An 18547-nucleotide genomic window follows, 5' to 3' on the forward strand; every position below is an offset into this window, starting at 1 on the left:
AAAAAATTTAAATATTTTGGAAACTTATTTTTTTGGGTAAATAAACAAAAAAGAGGAGGTAGAAACATGAAAAAATACATAAGAAACTATGAAAAATGGATAAATAAAGCTATAAGAAGTGGTGAATATTCTTATGAAGATTTATTGTATATTCACCAGCTCCATATAGATTTTTTTCAACATGAAAGACTGATTCATTTAATAGTTACCTTGTTTACCTCAATATTAATGCTAACTAGTTTATATTTAAGCATTAAAACCCAAGAAATACTAGTATTTGTTATATTTGGGATTTTATTCTTCGTTACTTTATTTTATTTTCTGCATTATTTCTTTTTAGAGAATTCGCTTTTAAGAATGTATAAAATCACAGATAAAATATTAAATATTAAAATTTAATACTTCCTAGTACATATTTTTTCATGAAATATTTTAGTTTACCTTCATAATTTTTATATCGATTAGTTAATATAGCTCTAAATTTTTCCATCAATTCGATTTCTTCTTTTGAGGCTTCTTTATATCCGTATTTAGTTTTTATAAAAATATCAGTAATTTTCTTTAATTCAATATCATCTAATTTAAAGAATTTGTAATTAATTCTATTACTGTACTCATAATAAGTCTCATCATCATTCTTAGGGAACCCTAAAAGTCCTAGAAGGGAATTGATATCATAGTAGTATTGCTCAATTCTTTCACTGCTATTTAAATTCTTTAGTCTTTTTTCGCGATGATTGGTTTTAATAGTAAGGTAAATCATTCTTAAGAACAAAACACCCAATATAACTAAGAAAAATAAAGGAATATACCATGTGTTAGTAAATGTAGTGTTGACTTCATCGAGATTATCAGTATCTATAATTAAATTATTTCCTTCTTCTATAATATCTTCTCTATTTGGTCTTCTCGGATCGTCAGTAATTCCATCTTCGTATGGTTCGGGGGTATTTTCATCTATTTGTTCAGGAGCAGATTCTTCTATTATATCAACATTATTTAAAACTTCATAATAAGGTGTAGGATCAAAACTAATCCACCCAACAGGTTCTATAAAAGCTTCAACCCATGCATGGGCATTAGACTGCGATACTTTGTATTCTCCAGGATTTATTTCTTCGTTAGCTACATAACCTTCTACATATCTACTTGGAATTCCTGCAATTCTAAGCATTACTGCCATTGCTGTAGCATAATAGGTGCAATACCCTTCTTCTGATTCAAATAGAAAGTAATCAACAAAATCAGGGTTATCAGATTTAGAAAAATCATCTACATCTAAAGTGTAAGAATAATTTTTCTTTAGATAGTTTTCTATTAACAAAGCTTTTTCATAATCATTATTTGCATTTTCAACAATTTGTTCTGTCAGGTTTATTGTTCTTGAAGTTACAGTATTAGAAGTTTGGAGATAATAAGATAAATTCCTGATATCTGTTTTTCTTTTATATATATCACTTTCTATTAATTTATCATATGGGAGCTCTTCAAAGTAATGAACTGTATAAGATTCATTTTTATATATGCCATAAGGGTAATTTATAATCATATCCTCACTAGCATAGATGTCACTATTCCCTTTTAAATCAATAGAAACAGGATATAAAGGACTGAATAAGGTGGTAGAAGCAAAATTTTTATTTGATATTGTGATACTCTTTAAATTTTCTGATTTGTAACCTAAATTTAAATCTTGGAAATAAAAATTATATCCAGCCTTAGTTTTATAAGCCATAATTTCTTCACTAGTCCAATTCTTACCAGTATATGTGTGCTTTACACTTCCTCTTAAATATACTGGTTTACTTGATTTCAAAGTCATTACAACTCTATTATTAGGAACAACTTTGCCACCTAATGATGAATTGTTTGGATTAAATCCTGTCGTGCTAAAATTAAAAGGGCTAGCATTAGAATTACCTCTGTCGTATACAGGATCAGATCTAAAATCTAGGATTACAGGGAAGGTATCAACAATTTTTGTTTCAAACCAAACCCAATCTACTGGATTATTCCATTTAGGTAAAACAGTAGCTAAAATCAACGAAATTATGCTGATAAGAAGTATTGGCTTAAGAAATAAAGAAAATTTAGTTTTGTTTACTACATTTCCTTTGATTGAATTATTAACTATCATACTATAATTTACTATAACAATTGTTAAGATTAGTGAAAAGGAAAGCATTATCAATGCTCTGAAAGCAGCGTCAATAAAACTATACCAGTAAACGACCAACGTGAAATAACTTAAAATATATAATAACTTGTACTTTTTATGGTTATATATTGATATTAGAGATATTAAACTAAATATTGCACTAAATAAAACGAAATAATAAATTTTATAGTCTTCTTGTATAGGGGCTGAATCAGTTATATTGCTGATTATATTCTCGAAAAACTGTAATGCTGATTGGACTGTTTGAATTATAATGGTTCTATCATATTGGATTAGAACTAAAGTTATAATTAAACCTACAATTAGCGGGATAAAGAAAAATATGGGTTTTTTAATAAATAAAAATATCAATTCAAAAATTAACAAAAATAGCAACAATTGTCTAGGAAATATAATATCAATTTTTACAGTGGTAGCAATTGTATACATTAATGCAAAACTAAGAAGCATTGATGAAAAGTTCAAACATATATTTTCAAGCTTGTGGTCATCTTTCATATTGTGCCTCCAATTTTTTAACAATATCAGAATTATAATCTAATTCATAAATTGTCATAGATTGAAGCCTTAATTTATCAACATAGTAATAATCAAATTTTAATGATTTATTTTCGACATCTGTGATTAATAAAATAATTGGATTAAAGCCATTCATTTTTAAAGTTAAGAGTTCTTTCGCATCTGATTTACTTAAATATGTAGTCACATAAATAATTGTTGAAAATTTATAAAGATATTGATCAATAAAAGCTATGTTATAGTTAAATTCAAAGACGCCATTTGGCTCGTAAACAGCTAATTTATCCCTAAAAGGATTAAATTCATGAATATTTTTGCCTTGAATGATCACATTTTCACTTTTTGCCTCATAAAAAAGGGCAACTTCTATTTCGTGGGAAAGGCAATATTCAGTTATGCTGCTTGCTATTTCTACTTGCAAATCTTCTAAATGGAATTCAAAATCATTGATGAATTTACTTTGTAGTGAATCAAGGATGATAAAAACACTTGTATCCTTTCGGTTCTCATATTCTTTAGTTATCAAAGTATCTTTTTTTGCTGATAATTTCCAATGAATCGATTTTATCGGATCTCCAACTACATATTTGCGGATTCCATTAATTCTATTTCGATTTTCAGATATTTTATCAAAAGCTAAAAGCTCGCCTGCTGATAAACCTGCATATATTTTAAAAGATTCTAGTTTGCGATATGTTGGATATACAATAATAGATGCGTTTTGTGAAGTCAACTTAGTAAATTTAAATATTCCTAAACTATCCATTAGATTTATCTTTATTTCCGAAAGATCATATCTACCTCTTCTTTTAACAGATATTATTGTTTTTTTTGATAATGTCTGCTTTGGTTCCATGGAATATATAATAGGTTTTGAGGATTTATTCGTAAGCTTATTTTCGAATAAATCTTCTACTTCAACATATGGTATGGAAAATTTAGCTTTATTAAAAATTTCATATGAAATTTCAATTTTATCACCTGCATACAAAGTAGCTTTATTAGAAATCAGATTTACATTTACGCAGCGTTTAAAATAAAAAATTTCAATAAGCGATAAAATAAAAATTGAAACAAAAAAGTAAAGGAGGAAAAAAGGTAGATCTCCACCGACTAAGAGAGAAAAAGCAAATAAAATCACAATAATTATTAACATAAACTTGTTGTTAAGCATATACTCCACCTATATATAATTTCTTTATCATATCGTCTATTACTTCATCGATGTTTCTTTTTTCTAGTCTAGCCTCTGCAGATAAAACTAATCTATGTCTTAAAACAGGATTTATTATTTTCTTGACATCATCATGGATTACATAATCTCTATTAGATAGATAAGCCATTGACTTTGAGGCTTTGAGAATGTCAATACTAGCTCTTGGGCTTGCTCCAAGAGCTATGCTTTTGTAATTTCTTGTCAAATTTACTATATCAAGTATATATTCCAAAATTTCATCATGTACAATAATTTCTTCCACTTCTTTCGATATGGACAATAGCTCAGACTTAGTTAGCACTGGCTTTATGTGATCTAAATTTTTCAGTTCTAAATAATTTTTTAATATCTTCTTTTCATCGTCTTTGTTAGGATAACCAATAGATATTTTCATGAAAAATCTATCTAATTGAGCTTCAGGAAGCGGGAATGTACCTTGATATTCTATCGGATTTTGCGTTGCAAGGACTAAAAATGGTTTGTCTAATAAGAAGTGTTCATTTTCAGTGGTAACTTCAAATTCTTCCATAGCTTGTAATAAACTTGATTGTGTTTTAGGAGAAGTTCTGTTGATTTCATCAGCTAAAAATATATTACAAAATATTGGACCCTTTTTAAAAATAAAACCTCCGCTATCTTTATCATATACACTAATACCTGTTATGTCCGATGGTGTTAGATCAGGGGTAAATTGAACTCTTTTGTAAGTTAAATCTATGCTTTTAGCTAAAGCTTTAGCTAAAGTAGTTTTACCTACACCGGGAACATCTTCTATTAATAAATGCCCATTTGAAATTAACGCAATAATTACTTCTTCAATCACATCTTTTTTACCTACTATAGCACTATTTAAATTATCCATTAGCAATTCGAGTTGTTTAAGCATAAGTTCCTCCTAAAAATATCTTTAATACATTTATACCTTTATTACATAGAGCTAAACTAAAGATTTTTATTTAATGTAAGTTACTATTAAAAAACACATAGATATACCGATATATGTTTTATAGACTTATAAATTTCTAGAGGGGGATTTTGATGGGAAAATTTTTAGACAATTTGAGTACAAAAACAAAAGTGCTAGGAGGATTTATAATAGTAGCTGTTCTTTCTATCCTAGTAGGGACAGTTAGTATTTTTTCATTAAATCAATCTACAAAAGACTTGGAGTCAATGTACAATGATAGGTTGAAGGGAAATTTACTGTTAACAGATATAGAAAGTAATGTTAAAAATTCAAAAGAGCAGACTATGAAAATTCTCTGGCAATATCAAGTTACATACAATGACACAGTTATAAATGATGCAGTGGAAGAACTTGACATTCTTACAAAAGAAAACAACGATTTAATAGAAGAATATGAAAATCGTGATTTAGACACACAAGAAAAAGTCTTGTTAGCTAATTTTAAACAAGCTTTGAATGAATATAGACCTCTCAGAGATGAAGTAATTAAATATGTTAAAAACGGGCAATATTCTCAAGCAATTAGTACTTACAGTAAAGCTAGTAAACTTGAAAATGATGTTGAAAATGCTATACATGAAATGATAAACTACAACCTTAAAGTTTCAGATACTATGTATGAAGATTCACAATCGAGAATGGCTATGACATTGACCATAACTATTGTAGTTACACTGTTAACTTTTTTACTATCCATGTTGTTAGGTTTTTATAACTCAAAGAGCATAGTTGGAGGAATAAAAGGTGCTGTAAACTATTCAAAGATGTTAAGGGATGGGGATTTTTCTTTTGAAATTGAGCAAAGTTCTTTAAAAAGAAAAGATGAAATTGGTGATTTGTCTCGAGCATTTAAGCAAACTAAAGAGGGACTAAGAGAGATTATCAGTCTATCAAAAGAAAATGCAGAAGAAGCGAGTGCTTCTAGTCAAGAATTAAGTGCCACAGTTGAAGAAATTAGTGCTCAGATTCAAGAAGTTAACTCATCTACTCAAGAAATTGCTGCAAGCATGGAAGAAACTTCCGCAGCCATAGAAGAAGTCAGTTCATCTGGTGATCAAATTTTGGACAATGCAAAAGCTATACTTGAAGAAACAGTAAGAGGGAAAGAAAATGTTAAGCTAATTGCAAATAGAGCATCAGAGCTTAAAGAAAGTGCAGTATTAAGTAGAAATGAAGCAACTAACACATATAAAGTAAAACAAAAAGCTATAAAAGAGTCCATAGAAAGAGGAAAGATAGTTTCAGAGATCAAAATCATGGCTGATTCAATTAAGGAAATTGCTGAAAAAACAAACCTTTTAGCTTTAAACGCAGCCATAGAAGCAGCAAGAGCAGGAGAACATGGGAGAGGATTTGCTGTAGTAGCTGATGAAGTAAGAAAATTAGCAGAAGCTTCTTCTTCAGCTGTAGATAAAATAACAGATTTAGTAAGCGAAGTTAGCGGAGTATTTACAGAACTATCAACAAGTTCAGATGATCTATTGAAATTCATAGACTCTAAAGTAATATCTGATTATGATAGCCTAGTAGAAACTGGTAGTAACTACCTAAAAGATGCTCAATACGTAGAAAATTTAATTATACAGTTTGATGAGAAATCATCAGAAATAAAAGAAGCTATATCTGAGATTAATGAGGCTATCGAATCGGTAGCTGCTACTATCGAGCAATCAACTAGTGGCACAGTTGATATATCAACAAACATTAAAGAACTTTCAAAAGCAATTGAAGAAGTCGAAAAAGTAGCAGAACAACAAGCATCTTTAGCTGAAGAATTGAGCATAAATATGAATAGTTTTATACTTTAAAATTACAATAATTTAATAAATTTTATACTTTATAAACTTTGTATTTTTAGTATAATTATTAAGCTGATATTGGGATCTTCTTATAATGAAAGGAAAAGAGAAATTAAATGGATAAACTAGATAGAATGACAGAAATTGAGATGTTGAAAGAAAATCTAAATAATTACGGCAAACTTCTTGAAGATGTAGGTGGAGAAGTTTGGGAGATAAGCATTGACCAATCAGATAATATAAAAGATGATGATTTTATAAAATATTCTTTTAATTATCAAGCTGATTTGATGCTTAACTTTGATGAGAAGATTCATAAAGAAGATTTATTCAACATAAATAAAAGCTTAGAGAATTTCATAAAAAGTGACGAAGTAAAGATGGAAATTATTTATAGAATAAAAGAAGAAAATGACAAATATAAGTGGGTGTATTCTAGAGGAATAAAAGTATTTAATGAAAAGGGGAAACTTAAAAAAATCATCGGTATAAGATCAGATATCACAGAAAAAATAATAATGAAAGAAGCCATATTTAATCTATCTCATTATGATACATTGACTAATTTATCAAACAAAGAAAAGCTAAAAGAAGATTTTTCAAATATCATAAAAAATAACGTAAATGAAGATATTGCATTTTTATATATAGACTTAGATGACTTTAGCCATGTAAACAATGTTCTTGGATATAGTTATGGCGATGAATTTTTAAAAAAGTTTTCAGAGTTTTTGAAACAGGAATTTGGTAAGGATAACCTAATAGGCAGGTTAAATACTGATGAATTTTTAGTAATTTACAAGAATTATAAAAACATAGATTTATTGGAAAGAAGGATAGAGAAGTTCTTAAAAGATTTGCGCAAAAAAAATTTTTTAGATGACAGTGATTTTAAATTATCTGCAAGTGTAGGGTATTCTCTTTTTAAAATCACCGGGAATGACTTTGATACCTTGTTAAGATATGCTGACACAGCTCTTCATTATTCCAAGAGCAAGGGGAAGTCTCAATTTGTAAGATATAATGATAAACTAGGGGAATATGTATTTTCTCAAGCAGACATGATAAACCAGTTAAGAATAGCAATAGAAAGAAATGAATTTGTGGTTTATTTTCAGCCAATTGTCTGTGCAAAAGCAGAGAAAATATCAGGGTATGAGGCTCTTGTTAGGTGGATACATCCACATAGAGGCATGATATCTCCAGGACAATTTATTCCAATAGCTGAAGCATCTGGACAAATGATAGAAATAGAACAGCTCATCATTGAAGAATGTTTTAAAAATTTAAAACTTTTAATAAGTTTAAACCCTGAAATGAAATATGTTTCTATAAATTTATCAGCAAGAGGAATAATTGAAAGGAATATCGTTAAATTCCTAGAGAATTTATTGTTAAAATACAATCTTGATCCTAAATTTATAGAATTTGAAGTTACAGAGTCATCGCTGTTAAACAATATTGAAAGGACTGTAGAAGTTCTGGATAGGATAAAAGAGATGGGATTTAAATTGTCATTGGATGATTTTGGAACGGGGTTTTCTTCTTTAAATTATTTAAAAAACTTACCACTTGATAAAGTGAAATTAGATAAAAGTTTTATCGACAACATAGAAACTGATGAGAGGGATCACCTAATGGTTAAATCGATCATAGAACTGTCTCATAGATTAGGGTTATTAGTAGTTGGAGAAGGAGTAGAAACTAAAAATCAGAGAGATTTATTATATATTTTGGAATGTGACTTTATTCAAGGATTTTATTACGGTAGACCTGAGCCAATAGCTAATTAATATAATATGGGTGCATCTTGCACCCATATTATATATTTAAAGGTTTTTCTATTGCATCTAAACTAGCTTCAACTATTGCTTCAGTTAAAGTGGGATGTGGATGAACCACTCGAGCTAAGTCATAGATAGTACCTTCTAAATTCATCACACTAGCAGCTTCGGATATCATATTTGAAGCGTCATTGCCAATTATGTGAAAACCAATGATTTCACCATACATGTCTTTATCTGCTAATATCTTTACAAAACCACTTGTTTCCCCTTTTAGGATTGCCATGCTGTTAGCAGAAAGTGGAAACTTTCCTATAGAATAATTTATGTTTTTTAATTTGGCTTCTTCTTCAGTTAAACCAACGCTTGAGATTTCAGGGAAAGAGTATACGACTTTTGGAATTTTTAGATAATCAATTTTAGAATCAATTCCAGAAATATTTTCACTTGCTACTACTCCTTCAAAAGATGCCACATGTGCTAACGGCATCTTTCCATTTACATCACCAATGGCATAAATATTTTTTATATTTGTCCTCAGTCTTTCATCGGTTTGAATAAAGCCATTCTCATCTTTGATGAGTTTTAGATTCTCAATTCCACTTAAATTTGGTCTTATACCATAAAACACTACATATTTATCTGCAGTGAATTCTTTTTCTTTTCCTTTTTGAGATACCAATATCTTGTCATCTCTTACTTCAGTAATATCTGAGCTATTAACTAGTTTTATACCACTTTTTTTAAGTTGCCTTTCCAAAGTTTGGGACAATTCACTGTCATAATCAGGCAAAATGTTTTTATCTTCAAAAATCATCGTAACATCTGTACCAATAGCATTGTAGAAAGTTGCATATTCTACTGCATAGGTATTATTTCCTAACACTATTACGGTGTCTAATTTATCTTTTAATCCTAGTATACCTGTATTGTTAATGGCTTTTCCACTTTCAAAACTTTCCTTTAAGCCCTTTATATTTGGGATATAAGCTTTTGAACCTGTAGCAATAATTAAGTTATCAAATGATAAATTTTCTCCGTTTACATCTAGGTTGTGATCATCAATTACTTTTCCAAACCCATTATATAAATCCACGCCATTTTTCTTAAATAACATGTGAATACCTGAAACCAATTTATTGACTGTTTCATCTTTCTTAAGCATCATTTTTTCAATGTCGACGTATACCTTGGATTTATCAATTCCACCAATACCGAAGTCTTCACTTCGCAAAATATCTTGAAAATGTTTTGCATAAGATAACAATGTTTTAGTAGGGATACATCCCCAATTTAAACATATTCCACCTAATTTATCTTTTTCAACCACTGCTACTTTCTTTCCGAGTTGGCTAGACTTTATTGCGGCGATATAACCTCCAGGTCCTCCACCGAGTACGACAATATCGTATTTTTTCATGTTATTCACCTCTTAAGCCTTAAGCAAAAGCATTTCTGGATTTTCTAGCAGTTCTCTCATCATGTTTAAAAATCTAGCTCCACTTGCTCCATCAATTATCCTATGATCATAAGACAATGACAGTGGAAGTATCCATGCTTTTACTATTTCGTCATCTTTTACTACTGGTTTTTGTACTATTCGTCCAACTCCTAGAATCGCAGATTCGGGATAATTTATTATTGGAATACCATAATACCCACCAATCGAACCATAGTTAGTAATTGTAAAACTGCTACCCTTTAAGTCTTTAAGTTCAATTTGGTTATTTTTTGCACTATTAGAAACTTCATCGACTTTCTTAGCCAGTTCAATAATACTCAATCTATCAGCATCTCTGATAACGGGTACCATTAAACCTCTATCAGTGTCAGTCGCAATCCCTATATGATAAAATTTCTTTAATATCAATTCATCATTTTCTTCATCGAGAGTTGCGTTGAACTCAGGCATTTTCTTTAAGACGCTTATTGTAGCCTTTATTATGAAAGGCATGAAAGTTAAATTGATTTCTTCCTCTTTTAAGGAATCTTTGTATTTTTTCCTAAACTCATATAATTGAGTTACATCAATTTCGTCCATAGCAGTTGTATGAGGGATAGTGAATCTAGATTGTGTCATTTTTTGGGAAATAGTTTTTCTAATTCTTGTAAGCGGTATTCTTTCAATTTTTTCTTCTTCGACTATTATTTTTTCCTCTTTAGCATCAACAGTGGTTTTTACGGTTTCATCTAGGACTTCTTTATGCTCAGCTTCGGATGGCTGTTTACTTGCCTTTATTATATCTTCTTTCATAACACGTCCATTTGGTCCGCTGCCAACCACTTTATTTATGTCCACACCTAAATCTTTAGCAAGTTTCCTTGCAACGGGAGTGGCTAGGGCTTTACCAGCAACATTTTCACTTGCACTATTGCCTTCTTTTTCATCACTTGGAGCTATAACCTCTGATGAACTAATTACTTCACCTACAACACCTGCATTTTCTTCTTCAACGATCTCTTTCTTTTCTGCTAAAGTGTCTTTTTTATCTTCAGATGACACTTCTTCAGCACTTCCTTCTGTATCAATCACAACAAAGACATCGCCTACATGAATAGTATCACCGTTACTCGCCTTTAATTCTATTATTTTACCAGTTTTTGGTGATGGTATCTCAGTAGTAACCTTATCGGTTTCAACCTCTGCTACTGAATCCCCTTCTTTTATCATGTCGCCCTCTTTAACAAGCCATTTAGTTATTACACCTTCATGAATACCTTCCCCTATATCTGGGAATTGAAATTCAAATTTCATCTTCATTCCTCCTTAGTAACGCACTACATCTTCAATAGTTTTAGCAATTCTCTCTGGTGTTGGTATATAATGCTGCTCTCCTCTTGGCAAAGGGAAAGTAGTATCAAAACCTGTTAATCTTGTTGGCGGAGCTTCAAGATAAAGGAATGCTTTTTCATTGACTATTGATATTATTTCAGCGCCAACTCCAAGTGTCTTTGGAGCTTCATGAACTACCAATATTCTGCCGGTCTTTTTAACAGATTCTACAAAACTCTCTCTATCCATAGGAGCTATAGTTCTTAAATCAATAAGTTCAACAGAAATATCCTTGTCCTTTACCATTTCAATGGCTTTTTGAACATCTCTTACCATTGCACCCCAAGAAACCACTGTAATATCTTCACCTGGTTGGATTATCTTAGCTTTCCCTATAGGAATTTCATATGGTCCTTCAGGGACTTCTTGTTTAAAAGCTCTATATATTCTCTTGGGTTCCCAGAAAAGCACTGGATCATTATCTCTAATAGCGGATATCAAAAGTCCTTTAGCATCGTATGGAGTAGAAGGGATGACTACTTTAAGCCCAGGAATTTGTGCATACAAAGCTTCGGTACTTTCTGAATGGTGTTCCAATGCCCGAATGCCACCACCATAAGGTGCTCTAATGACCATTGGGAGATTGTACTTACCTCGGGAACGGTTTCTCATTCGAGCCACATGGCTAATTATTTGATTAAAGGCTGGATATGAAAATCCTGAAAATTGCATTTCTACAATAGGTCTAAGTCCATTTATTGCCATGCCAACAGCCGTTCCAACTATTGCAGATTCAGCTAATGGAGTATCAAAAACTCTTTTTTCTCCATATTTTTTTTGTAAGTCTACAGTTACTCTAAAAACACCGCCCTCAACACCTACATCCTCACCATATACTACTATCGTTTCATCTCTTTGCATTTCTTCCATTAGTGCTTGATTTATTGCTTGTACCATATTTAAAGTATTAGGCATTATTTGTTACCTCCTTCTAAAAAAGCTTTGTACTCAGATAACTGTTCTTCTAATTGAGGTGTCATCTTTTCGTAAGTGTACTTAAATATATCATCAATTTCGGTATCTGATTTACCCTCTATTTCTTCAAAAGTTGTAGTGACGTCTTTTTCAAGTTCAGCTTTAGTATTTTCAATCCACTTATCATCTATTAAACCCTTATTTTTCAAGAAAAGCTCAAATCTTAAAATAGGGTCTTTTTTCTTCCATTCTTCAACTTCTTTATCTTCTCTGTATTTCGTAGGATCGTCACTTGTAGTATGAGCCCCTAGTCTATAAGTGAATGCTTCAATTAAAGTTGGACCTTCACCGTTTCTTGCTCTTTCGACAGCAATTTTTGAAGCGTTGTACATCGCAAATATATCATTACCATCAACAAGTATGCCTGGCATACCATAAGCAATTGCTTTTACCGCTAAATTTTTAGATTTAGTCTGAACTTTTCGTGGAGTCGAAATGGCATATTGATTATTTTGAATTATAAAAATTACAGGAGCATTAAACACTGCTGCAAAATTTAATGCTTCGTGAAAATCACCATGAGAAGTACCACCATCACCTACATAGGTCATTGCAACATTTTTTTCTCCCTTAATGTTATTTGCCATTCCAATGCCTGTTGCATGCTGTAGTTGTGATGCTATCGGCACAGACACAGGTAACATTCTTATATCATCTGGGAAATGACTACCCCATTCATTCCCATACCAGTACAAATAAATGTTCTTTAATGGAACTCCTTTAATAAGCCAAGCTCCCAATTCCCTAAATGCAGGAACAAGCCAATCATCCTTGTCTATTGCATAGGCGCTGCCAATTTGTGCGGCTTCTTGCCCTATATTTGGGGCATAGGTAAGCATTCGGCCTTGTCTTTGATAGGAAAGGGCTTTTTCGTCAATAATCCTTTCATAAAGCATTGTTTTGAAAAGAAAAATAAGCTCATCATCCCCTAGATTTGGGACATCTTTATCGTTAACTAGATTGCCGTTTTCATCTAGCACTTGATACATTTTGTTATCCAATGGATTATATTCATCAAATATCATAAACTAACCTCCTGTTATAATTGATAATCATTATCATTTATTATATATATCTCCAAAAATTAAAGAATTAAACAGTAAATTAGTAGGAATTAAATTTTGTATTATTCTGATAATTCACCATATAAAAAGAGTTTGCATTAATGCAAACTCTTTTTATCATCTATTCATTTCAACTGCAATTTTTGCAGCTAACAAAGCGTTGTTATATACGAGTTGTATATTTGATTCTAATGACTTTCCTTCGGTTACATCTTTTATCTTCGATAGTAAAAATGGGGTAAGTGCTTTTCCTTTAATGCCCTTTTGGTTAGCTTCATTCACAGCTTGCTCTATACTTTTATTGATTAATTCTTCATCCATTGAATACTCTTTTGGGATTGGATTAGCTATGAGGATACCTCCTTTTAAGTTCAAATCCCATTTAATATTTATTATATCTGCGATCTCTTTTGGGCTATCTATTCTATAATCAACATCGAACTCACTACTTCTCGTATAAAAAGCTGGGAGTTTATTGGTTTGGTAGCCTAATACAAGCACTCCTTTTGTTTCCAAATACTCTAATGTTAGCCCTAAATCTAAAATTGATTTAGCTCCAGCGCATACTACAGCTACATTTGTTTGAGCTAATTCTTCAAGGTCTGCAGATATATCCATTGTGGTTTCCGCACCTCTGTGAACTCCACCAATACCTCCTGTTGCAAATATTTTTATACCTGCCATTTCAGCTATGATCATTGTAGAAGCTACAGTAGTAGCACCATCTTTTTTCATTGCACACACGTATGGGATATCTCTTCTAGATACTTTTAAAATCCCTTTAGTTTTTCCCATATAGTCGATTTCTTCTTCTGTAAGACCTGCGATTAATTTCCCGTTGATTATTCCGATAGTGGCAGGGATTGCGCCATTTTCTCTGATTATTCTCTCTACATTTAACGCTGTTTCAACATTTTGTGGATATGGCATACCATGTGAAATTATAGTGGACTCAAGTGCAACCACAGGTTTATTTTCTCTCAAAGCTTCTTTTACCTCTTTTGATAATTTAACAATATTGTTCATCAATATTCCTCCAATTCATTAATGTATTTTTCAATTTTTTCTAAAGATATGTTTTTATTTATCGTATCTTCAGACTCCATTGCTACAAGGCTTGCAGCCATTGCGTATTTGATTGTTTCTTTAAATGGCAAGAGATTGTATTCGCCAAACACTAGTCCCGCTTGAAATGCATCACCTGCGCCGGTTGCGTTTTTAATATTAACTTTTTTAGATCTTAATCTACCTTGATAATCTTTTGTACTATAAAAAGCTCCTTTTTCTCCAAGTGAAATTACGATATTTTCTACGCCAAGGTTATGAATACTATTACTTGCTTTGATTAAATCTTCATAACTATCTATTTTTATTCCAGTAATAGCCTGAGCTTCAAGCTTATTAGGTTTTATGGTATGGAAATACCCTAATACATCTTTTGCTCTCAAAGCTTTCGAATAAGAGACGGTATCTAAGAATAGCTTTTTATCTTTGTAATTTTTTACTGCATATTCAAGTATTTCTTTATCCAAATTTGTATCTAATACTATGATTTCGCTACTTTGCAAGGTAAATGAATTTTCATTTAGATAATTCTCATTCAAATGTTTAAAAATATCCATTGAAGAGATAGCTACATCCATATCCATATTCTCATCTAGTATCGCTAAATATGTTCCAGAAGATTCATTTGGGATAATTTTAATATAACTTGTATCAATTTTTGCCAATTTGCATTCATCTACTATTTTTTCACCGTACATATCGTCTCCAACGACTGTAAATAACTTGGTATTTATTCCCAATCTAGATATATTTTCTGCAATATTTCTAGCAACACCACCAACGGATAATTTGACTTTACCTGGATTCGAATCATTCTTTCGCAACGACCCATTTGGAAATCCAACAATGTCAACATTTGCGCCGCCTATCACACTTACATACCTTGATTCTTCAATTAAATACCCTCTGCCCTTAATTATCCCCTTTTTAGTTAAGTTTGCTATGTGCACTGCCACACTAGATCTTGTGATATTTAGCATTTGTGCAATTTCATTTTGAGAAACAAGAGGATTTTTTTTGATGATATTTAATATTTCAAGCTCTCGATTTGTCATAGCCCCTCCTAAGCATACGCTTAATAAAATAAACTTATGCTTATATTATAAGCAAAATTATTTATAATTGCAATATAAATTTAATATTTTTAAAGTTTTTCAAACTTCTATAGATATTATAAATTCAAGATATTAAGTATATGACACTTACTTTTGCCATAAATTATACATCTTATTGTTCAAAATAGAGGATTTAGTTATATAATATAAATCGAGAAAAGATAAATATTAAATATATGTCAATATATCACAGAAGGTGTGAAATATGTCAAAACTGAGTGCACGACAGTTTGAAATAGTAAAAAAACTATTAAATAATGACATCGTTAGAATTGAAGATATATCTGGAGAATTCAACATCAGCAATAGGACTGTTTACAGGGAAATCAATTTCATAAAAAAATATCTAAATGAACAATATAATGTAGATTTATCAAATAAAAAAGAAGGAATGAAGATAGTTGCAAATGACAGTGAAATTGAGAGAATAAAGATGGATTTTTGGACTAAAAAACCAAATATAAGTATTGCTGAGAGGAAACAATATATTCTTTCGGAGCTACTAAGAGCTAATGAACCTTTAAAGTTGGATTATTTTGCAAGGAAATTTAATGTGTCTGCTGCAACTATTAGTTATGATCTAAAAGACATTGAAAAATGGCTCAACAAACAAGATCTCAATCTTATTACAAAACCCGGATATGGAGTAATCATTCAAGGAGAAGAGAAGAACTTCAGAAAAGCGATTATCAATTTTTTATATGATAATTCAAACAAAGAAACTTTGCTTGACATCATGAATATCAACTCACTAAACATCGATCATCTACATGAAATCGAAAGACATCTAAAAAGTGTCACGGATACAAGAACACTAGAAAAAATAGAAAAATCAATTAAAAATTTAGTTAATGAAATCGATTTTGAGATAGTAGAAAGTTCTTATATGGGTCTTTTGATTCACTTAGTATTAGTCATTAAAAGATTGGAAGCAGGAGATAAGATAGAAATAAATCCAATCAATTTGATGGAATTAAAGTCTTCTGAGGAGTATAAATATGCAAAACTACTAGCTGAAAACATACAAAAAGAACTTGGCATTGAAATTCCAGAAAGCGAAATAGGATATATTACAATCCATTTAAAAGGTGCAAGATATAAAGACATTACAAAAAACACTGATCACGATTTAGTAGAAATAGTAAACCAAATGATTGATTCAGCTGAAGAAATTTTTAATGTGAATTTTAGAAAAGATGAAGCCTTAATAAATGGACTTTTAACGCATATAGGACCAGCTGTAGACAGGCTACTAAATGGACTGGATATAAGAAATCCATTGATAAATGACATAAAAAATAAATACAAGGATCTGTTCGATAAGACCAAATTAATTACTAGAAATTTAGAAGAAAAACTGAATACAACAATTCCAGATGATGAGATAGGTTATATCGCTATGCATTTTGGTGCATCTATGGAAAGAAAAAATAGAGAAACTAAAAAATTCAATGTACTTGCAGTATGCGCTAGTGGTATAGGGACATCGCGAATGATGCTATCAAAACTTCAACTGTTTCCACAATTAAATGTGATTGATGCAGTGTCAAGTATGAAAGTAGATGAAGCCCTAAAAAACCAAAATGTCGATTTGATTATTTCAACAATTCCATTGAAATTAAGTAGTATAAATACTGTTGTTGTAAACCCGCTCTTGCTAGAAGAAGACATTCAAAAAATACAAGATGTCTTGCACACAAATTTGTCTATTAATAATAATTTATTAGAATCTCAAAAGCCCAAAGAATTTGATGCAATTTATATTGCTAAATACGGTAGATACATGCTCGATATTTTTGATAATTTGTTGTTGGTTAAATTAAAACAGAAAAAGTCAAAAGACATAATAAGGGAATTTCTATATCATTTAATCAATGAAAAAATTATTCCAGAAGCATACGACATTGAGGAGAAACTACTTGAAAGAGAAAATTTAGGAGCAATAGTCTTACCTGAAAGAGGATTTGTAATATATCATGCCATATCTGAACATATAGATAAGCCTATCGTGGCAGTAGGGAATATAATTTATGATGTCACTATGAAAAATTTATTCGATAAAGAGGAAAAAGTTCATACAGCACTATTACTGTTATCACCCGATGATAAAGCGGCAATTAGACTTATTGGAGATGTAAGTGTAGCTTTGATTGAAGATAAAGAATTATCTACTAGAGTAAACAAAGCTAAAACACAAGAAGAATTAAGAGATATATTTTATGATTTATTAAAAGAAAAATACACTGATGAAATAAGGAGGGAGATGACGTGATGTTTTTTCTAAGCAAAGTGCAAGTAAAGATATTCTATACTATCCTGTTAGCAATATGGAGCATTTCTTCAATATACACTATGATTAATAATGGTATTTCCAAAGGATTAGTGGTGCTGATATTTGGGGTGGGATTTATAACACTCATATATTATGCTCAAAAATTTTTTATAAAAATGGTAAAAGCTGAAAATAAAGCATATCAAAAATTAAAAAAATAGGAGGTTGGTAATATGGCAATACATGCCGTAATTTTATGCAGCTGGGGTGCTACTTCGAGTGCTTTGGCAAAAAAAGTTTCAGATGAAGCAAAAAAACAAGAATTAGACGTAATAGTAGATGCAGGTGGGACAGGTGAATTTAAAAAGAATGCAGAAAAATATGATGTAGCATTGTTAGAGCCACAAGTTAGACATCTAAAAAAAGAGATTGAAACGATTGCTAGTAAATACAATATCCCTGTAGATATTGTAGATATGCAAGCATTTGCAGTCATGGATGGCAAGAAAATATTAAAACAAATAATTGATCTGGCTAACAGCAAGAAGGAGGACTAGGTTATGAATGGCAATAATTTAGGCAATAGCCGAATAATGAAGTGGCTAGAAGAAAAAGTTATGCCAGTACTTGCAAGGATAGCTCAAAATGTCTTAGTGTAAAATAATTGTTGGACAAAGAACATAAAAATATAGAGAATAATTCTCCTTTTGATATAATGTAATTGGAAAACCACAATAAAGAAAGGAGAATATTCTCTAT

Annotated in this window: 15 protein-coding genes; 6 read left to right on the top strand and 9 right to left on the bottom strand. The window is 30.8% G+C overall.

Annotation, left to right across the window (positions count from 1 at the left end; genetic code table 11):
• The first annotated feature begins 66 nt into the window (after positions 1 to 66).
• On the top strand, positions 67 to 399 hold the full coding sequence (locus tag E4100_RS06760; RefSeq protein ID WP_135271275.1) for a hypothetical protein: 333 nt from the start codon (positions 67 to 69) through the stop codon (positions 397 to 399).
• On the opposite strand, the gene E4100_RS06765 is transcribed toward E4100_RS06760, so the two are convergent.
• Genes E4100_RS06765 through E4100_RS06775 form a run of 3 tightly spaced genes read right to left on the bottom strand, consistent with a single transcriptional unit; the run spans position 389 to position 4800 of the window.
• Positions 389 to 2677, bottom strand: a complete 2289-nt coding sequence (locus E4100_RS06765) for a transglutaminase TgpA family protein (protein ID WP_135271276.1) — start codon at positions 2675 to 2677, stop codon at positions 389 to 391. The two genes, E4100_RS06760 and E4100_RS06765, sit on opposite strands and share 11 nt — an antisense overlap.
• The gene (locus E4100_RS06770; protein WP_135271277.1) at positions 2667 to 3872 is read right to left on the bottom strand and encodes a DUF58 domain-containing protein; all 1206 of its coding nucleotides are present in this window, start codon (positions 3870 to 3872) and stop codon (positions 2667 to 2669) included. The genes E4100_RS06765 and E4100_RS06770 overlap by 11 nt, the downstream gene beginning before the upstream one ends.
• Positions 3865 to 4800, bottom strand: coding sequence for an AAA family ATPase (locus E4100_RS06775; RefSeq protein WP_135271278.1), 936 nt, complete (start codon positions 4798 to 4800; stop codon positions 3865 to 3867). The genes E4100_RS06770 and E4100_RS06775 overlap by 8 nt, the downstream gene beginning before the upstream one ends.
• A 152-nt stretch (positions 4801 to 4952) precedes the next feature.
• Here E4100_RS06775 and E4100_RS06780 point away from each other — a divergent pair, with 152 nt between their 5' ends.
• Together E4100_RS06780 and E4100_RS06785 are read left to right on the top strand one after the other, a co-directional pair.
• A complete protein-coding gene (locus E4100_RS06780; RefSeq protein ID WP_135271279.1) occupies positions 4953 to 6689 on the top strand; it encodes a methyl-accepting chemotaxis protein in 1737 nt (578 codons plus the stop codon).
• A gap of 107 nt (positions 6690 to 6796) precedes the next feature.
• Positions 6797 to 8473 carry a bifunctional diguanylate cyclase/phosphodiesterase gene (locus E4100_RS06785; RefSeq protein ID WP_135271280.1) on the top strand — a complete coding sequence of 559 codons (1677 nt, stop codon included), beginning with the start codon at positions 6797 to 6799 and terminating at the stop codon, positions 8471 to 8473.
• Between the two features lie 28 nt (positions 8474 to 8501).
• Here E4100_RS06785 and lpdA read toward each other — a convergent pair whose 3' ends face one another.
• From lpdA to E4100_RS06815, 6 genes are all read right to left on the bottom strand, one after another.
• Positions 8502 to 9884 carry a dihydrolipoyl dehydrogenase gene (lpdA, locus tag E4100_RS06790; protein ID WP_135271281.1) on the bottom strand — a complete coding sequence of 461 codons (1383 nt, stop codon included), beginning with the start codon at positions 9882 to 9884 and terminating at the stop codon, positions 8502 to 8504.
• Positions 9885 to 9896: 12 nt separating this feature from the next.
• On the bottom strand, positions 9897 to 11219 hold the full coding sequence (locus tag E4100_RS06795; RefSeq protein ID WP_167792096.1) for a dihydrolipoamide acetyltransferase family protein: 1323 nt from the start codon (positions 11217 to 11219) through the stop codon (positions 9897 to 9899).
• A 12-nt stretch (positions 11220 to 11231) separates the two neighbouring features.
• A complete protein-coding gene (locus E4100_RS06800; RefSeq protein WP_135271283.1) occupies positions 11232 to 12212 on the bottom strand; it encodes an alpha-ketoacid dehydrogenase subunit beta in 981 nt (326 codons plus the stop codon).
• Positions 12212 to 13297 carry a pyruvate dehydrogenase (acetyl-transferring) E1 component subunit alpha gene (pdhA, locus tag E4100_RS06805; protein WP_135271284.1) on the bottom strand — a complete coding sequence of 362 codons (1086 nt, stop codon included), beginning with the start codon at positions 13295 to 13297 and terminating at the stop codon, positions 12212 to 12214. The genes E4100_RS06800 and pdhA overlap by 1 nt, the downstream gene beginning before the upstream one ends.
• Positions 13298 to 13453: 156 nt before the next feature.
• Positions 13454 to 14362, bottom strand: a complete 909-nt coding sequence (locus E4100_RS06810) for a pseudouridine-5'-phosphate glycosidase (protein WP_167792097.1) — start codon at positions 14360 to 14362, stop codon at positions 13454 to 13456.
• Positions 14362 to 15456, bottom strand: a complete 1095-nt coding sequence (locus E4100_RS06815) for a PfkB family carbohydrate kinase (protein ID WP_135271286.1) — start codon at positions 15454 to 15456, stop codon at positions 14362 to 14364. The genes E4100_RS06810 and E4100_RS06815 overlap by 1 nt, the downstream gene beginning before the upstream one ends.
• Before the next feature lie 265 nt (positions 15457 to 15721).
• Here E4100_RS06815 and E4100_RS06820 point away from each other — a divergent pair, with 265 nt between their 5' ends.
• From E4100_RS06820 to E4100_RS06830, 3 genes are read left to right on the top strand one after another with little or no spacing between them, the layout of a single operon-like run.
• Entirely contained in the window at positions 15722 to 17788 is a 2067-nt protein-coding gene (locus E4100_RS06820) for a BglG family transcription antiterminator (protein ID WP_135271287.1), read from the top strand.
• Positions 17788 to 18009 carry a hypothetical protein gene (locus E4100_RS06825; protein ID WP_135271288.1) on the top strand — a complete coding sequence of 74 codons (222 nt, stop codon included), beginning with the start codon at positions 17788 to 17790 and terminating at the stop codon, positions 18007 to 18009. The genes E4100_RS06820 and E4100_RS06825 overlap by 1 nt, the downstream gene beginning before the upstream one ends.
• Before the next feature lie 12 nt (positions 18010 to 18021).
• Complete coding sequence (locus E4100_RS06830; RefSeq protein WP_135271289.1) at positions 18022 to 18345, top strand: PTS sugar transporter subunit IIB; 324 nt, start codon at positions 18022 to 18024, stop codon at positions 18343 to 18345.
• Positions 18346 to 18547: the final 202 nt, after the last annotated feature.

The organism is Soehngenia longivitae, from assembly GCF_004684055.1.
Lineage (GTDB): Bacteria > Bacillota > Clostridia > Tissierellales > Tissierellaceae > Soehngenia > Soehngenia longivitae.